This window comes from bacterium (genome assembly GCA_021372775.1).
GTDB lineage: Bacteria > Acidobacteriota > Polarisedimenticolia > J045 > J045 > JAJFTU01.
This window is the reverse complement of sequence record JAJFTU010000066.1, coordinates 1-4,377: the sequence shown is the minus strand read 5'-3', so window position 1 is coordinate 4,377 and position 4,377 is coordinate 1. Positions and strand designations below refer to the sequence as shown.

General features: G+C 67.2%; 3 protein-coding genes and 1 rRNA gene. 3 read left to right on the top strand and 1 reads right to left on the bottom strand.

The annotated features are described in order from the left end of the window. Window positions 1-882 (bottom strand): 16S ribosomal RNA (locus tag LLG88_02640); the annotation flags it as partial. 781 nt (window positions 883-1,663) lie between these two features. On the opposite strand from LLG88_02640, the gene LLG88_02635 reads away from it, so the two are divergent. The 3 genes from LLG88_02635 to LLG88_02625 all read left to right on the top strand — a co-directional run. Next, complete coding sequence (locus LLG88_02635; protein MCE5245804.1) at window positions 1,664-2,149, top strand: ribosome maturation factor RimP; 486 nt, start codon at window positions 1,664-1,666, stop codon at window positions 2,147-2,149. A 20-nt stretch (window positions 2,150-2,169) separates the two neighbouring features. Next, window positions 2,170-3,600 (top strand): transcription termination factor NusA, encoded by a 1,431-nt coding sequence (nusA, locus tag LLG88_02630; protein MCE5245803.1) that lies wholly within the window; start codon window positions 2,170-2,172, stop codon window positions 3,598-3,600. Between the two features lie 5 nt (window positions 3,601-3,605). Then, on the top strand, window positions 3,606-4,377 hold a 772-nt coding region (locus tag LLG88_02625), incomplete at its 3' end, for a translation initiation factor IF-2 N-terminal domain-containing protein (protein ID MCE5245802.1).

Here is a 4,377-nt window from a genome sequence, read left to right as displayed (position 1 = left end):
ACTTAACGCGTTAGCTCCGACGCCGCAGGGGTAGAAACCCGCGACATCAAGTGCCCATCGTTTACAGCTAGGACTACCAGGGTATCTAATCCTGTTTGCTCCCCTAGCTTTCGCGCCTCAGCGTCAGTTCCGGCCCAGATGGCCGCCTTCGCCATCGGTATTCCTCCCGATATCTACGCATTCCACCGCTACACCGGGAATTCTGCCATCCCCTACCGGACTCAAGTCGAGCAGTATCGGACGCAGTTCCTCGGTTGAGCCGAGGGCTTTCACATCCGACTTGCACGACCGCCTACGCGCGCTTTACGCCCAGTAATTCCGAACAACGCTCGCCCCCTCCGTATTACCGCGGCTGCTGGCACGGAGTTAGCCGGGGCTTCCTCCAGAGGTACAGTCAGGCTTGGATGGTATTAACACCCAAGCTATTCGTCCCTCTCGACAGGGTTTTACGATCCGAAGACCTTCATCACCCACGCGGCGTCGCAGCGTCAGGGTTTCCCCCATTGCGCATAATTCCTCACTGCTGCCTCCCGTAGGAGTCTGGGCCGTGTCTCAGTCCCAGTGTGGCCGGACACCCTCTCAGGCCGGCTACCGATCGGAGCCTTGGTGGGCCATTACCCCGCCAACAAGCTAATCGGCCGCGGGCTCCTCCTCAAGCGCCAGGTCTTGCGATCCCCAGCTTTGACCGCCCGATCCAATGACCGGACGGTGTCATGCGGTATTAGCACAAGTTTCCCTGTGTTATTCCACACTCAAGGGTAGATTACCCACGTGTTACTCACCCGTCTGCCGCTGACTTGGATTGCTCCAAGCCCGCGAGACTTGCATGTGTTAAGCACGCCGCGAGCGTTCGTTCTGAGCCAGGATCAAACTCTCCAGTTTTTATCAAAAGCCCGAAGGCTTTGATTGACTGAAGTTGGCCGGTCTTGCCGGCCGTCTTGCGTTTGGTCGCACGACTCTTTTCGTACGCGCTGCTCAGTTTTCAAAGAACAACTGTGGTGCCGTTGTGTTCCGTGGTTCCCTACTTCTTTAAAGCGTACTGCTCTTGCGCTCTTGTGCGAAGCGTTTCGGCTTCGTTTTTTTGCGCCCGGAGACTCTAGCAGGAAGCTGTTGAGCCGTCAAGCGATTTCGCCGCTTTTTTTTCGGCGGCGAGCTGCTTGCCGCGGGCCGCTCTTGCGAGCGCCGAAAGACTGTATCAGAAGCTCTTTCGGGTGTCAAGACCGTTTCGGAACTTTTCTTGCTTCGCCGTTCCGAGCGGGTCTTGCGAGCGCCGAGAGACTCTAGCGGAGAGACTCTCGTGTGTCAAGGCCGGACCGGAACTTTTATTGCTTCGTTCCGACCGATCTTGGGACGGCGAGACTGTACCAGCTCTCGTTTGATCCGTCCAGCTTCCGGGGTGGGCCCCGCCTCGCGGCGGTGTGTCTCGGACGCGAGGCGGGATAATGCCCTCCCCCTCCCGGGCTGTCAAGAAAGATCGCCAACTTTTCCGCGTCGTCGTTCCCTTCGCCCGGTTCGGCGCGCGAACGCTTTATAGATTTGATGCGGACGCGGTTCTTTGTGTTAGTATCTGCCCAGCCATGCGGATCTGCTGCGCAAGGCGCCTTCGGGCGCCTTTTTTCGTGCCCGGAGAGGCCGACGCGGCGGCGGTGGCCGGGAGACGAACGTGACGGAAGAGCGTCGCCTTGGTGGAGAGAAGCTCGAAGCGCGCCTGCGGGCGATCGCCGAGCGCGTCGCGGCCGGCGAGGGCGTCGAGCTCTACGACTTGTCGTTGCGGCGGTCCGGGCCGCGCGCGAAGCTGCAGATCCTTCTGTCGCGCCCGGAAGGCGAGATCGGCATCGACGACTGCGAGCGGGTCAGCCGCCAGCTGTCGCGCGAGCTCGACGTCGAAGACCCGATTCCGCAGTCGTACGACCTGGAAGTCTCCTCGCCCGGCATCGAGCGCCCGCTCCGGCTGCCTTGGCACTGGGCGCGGGCCAAGGGGAGCGCCGTGCACGTGAAGTACCGCGGCGCGGACGGGAAGGCGCGCACCGCCGTGGGCGCGCTGGAGAACGCCGGCGGGGAGTCCGTCGCGGTCAAGGCCGCCGACGGCACGCTGATCGAAATTCCGCTTTCCGCCGTACTGGCGGCGCGGATTCACGTCGAGTGGTAGCGCGGAGGGAAGAGGGCTCCATGCAGAACGAACTGTTGCAGGCGATCGACGACATCGGGCGCGACAAGGGCATCGACCGCGAGGTCGTGATCAAGGCCCTGGAAGAAGCCTACGCGGCCGCGTCGCGCAAGGTTTTCCGCTCGCGCGAGAACATCGTCTCCGTGTTCGACCAGGAGAACGGGACGTTCCGCGTCTACGCGCTGAAGCGGGTGGTGGCCGACGTCGAGGACGAGGACACCGAGATCAGCCTCGAGGACGCGCTGGAGATCGACCCCCAGGCGGACTTCGACATGGAGCTCCGCTTCGACAAGCCCTGCCCCGAGCTCGGGCGGATCGCCGCCCAGGCCGCGAAGCAGGTGATCTACCAGAAGGTCAAGGAAGCCGAGCGGGAGAAGGTCTACAACGAGTACATCGACCGCGTCGGCGAGCTGATCAACGGCGTCGTCAAGCGCGTCGAACGCGGCGACGTCGTCGTGGACCTCGGCTCCACGGAAGGGGCGGTGCCCCGGCGCGAGCAGATCCGCGCCGAGCACTGCAACCCCGGCGACCGGGTCCGGGCGGTGATCGTGGACGTCGAGAAGTCGGGCAAGGGGCCGCAGGTCATCCTCTCCCGCTCCGATCCGCGCTTGGTGATGAAGCTCTTCGAGATGGAAGTCCCGGAGATCTACGACGGGACGGTGCGGATCGTCTCCACGGCCCGCGACGCGGGCGAGCGGACGAAGATCGCCGTGCAGTCGCGCGACCGCGACGTCGACCCGGTCGGCGCCTGCGTCGGGATGAAGGGCAGCCGCGTGCAGTCGGTCATCCGCGAGCTCCGCGGCGAGAAGATCGACATCGTCCAGTACCACGAGGACGGGCTGGCGTTCGTCCGCGAGGCGCTCAAGCCGGCCGCGGTGAACCGCGTGGCACTCAAGGACGAGGAGCGGCGCGAGGTCGAGGTGATCGTCGCCGACGACCAGCTCTCCCTCGCCATCGGCAAGAAGGGCCAGAACGTCCGCCTCGCCGGCAAGTTGGTCGGCTGGCGGATCGACATCAAGAGCGAGAGCGAGAAGCTCGACGAGGTGGAGGCCGAGAGCGCCGCGCAAGCCCGCGCCGCCGACCTCTTCACCCGCCTCGGCGCGGACGAGGAGTTGGTCGCCACCCTGATCGACTACGGCTACCGCGAGCTCGAGCAGCTGATCGACGCGGACCTCGAGGACCTCACCGCGGTTCCGGGCATCGACACCGACCTCGCGCTCGAGCTCCACGACAAGGCGGAGACCTTGGCGGCCGAGATCCAGCAGGAAGAAGAGGAAGCCGCGCGGCTCGCGGCGGAACTGTCGGCCGGCGCCCAGCCGGACGACGCATCGCTCGACGTCGCGGAGTTCCTGCGCGACGTCCCGCCCGCAGAAGGCAAGGCGGACTCGGCCTCCACGCCGGAAGCCGACGCCCCCGGGCGGGATGAGGAGTAGCCCCCGTGCGGATTTTCCAACTGGCCAAAGAACTCAACGTCGACAGCAAGGAGATCCTCGACGCCCTCGAAGACATGGGCCTCGAGGCGAAGTCCAACCTGTCGCCGCTGGACGACGCCGTCGTCGCCGAACTCCGGGATCTCTTCAAGCCGAAGCCGGTCCGTCCCTCCAAGGAAGAGGCGCTCAAGCGCGCCGCGACGGAACGGGAAGAGAAGGAACGCGCCGCGCGCGAAGAGCGGCAGCGCGAGGAAGAGCGCCGCGCCGCGGCGAAGAAGGCCGCCCTCGAGCGGGCCGCGGCGCATCGCCGCCCGGAAGGCGCCGCTCCGGCGGCCGCCGTTCCGGCCGAGCCCTCGCCGACGGAAGCCCCCGCCGCCCCGGCCCCCGTCGTCCCGACGCCGGCGCCGATCGCCGCGACCCCGGCCGCCGCGCCGGCCCCGGTCGAGGCGCCCGCCGTCGTCCCGACGCCGGCGCCGCCCGCCGCCCCCGTCGAGAAGCCGGCCCCGAAGCCGGCGGAGAAGGCGGCGGAAGCCGTCGTCGCGACGCCCGCCGCCCCCCAGGCGGCCGCTCCCGCTCCCGCTCCCGCGCCGGTCGCGCCGCCGCAGCCCGCGCGCCCCGCGGCCGCCCCGGCCCGCCCCGCCCCGCCGCCGGTTTCGCGCCTCGGCAAGGCGGTCATCGCGCCGCCGCCGTCGACCGCCAGCGAACGGGCCAAGCTGCTCGGGCTGACCCCCGGGTCGGCCGCCGCCGCGGCCGCCGCCGCCGGCCGGCGAGGCGTGCCGC

Bases quoted from the DNA above. Each gene is read 5' to 3' on its own strand.
- nusA (MCE5245803.1), top strand. From the start codon at position 2,170: ATGCAGAACGAACTGTTGCAGGCGATCGACGACATCGGGCGCGACAAG.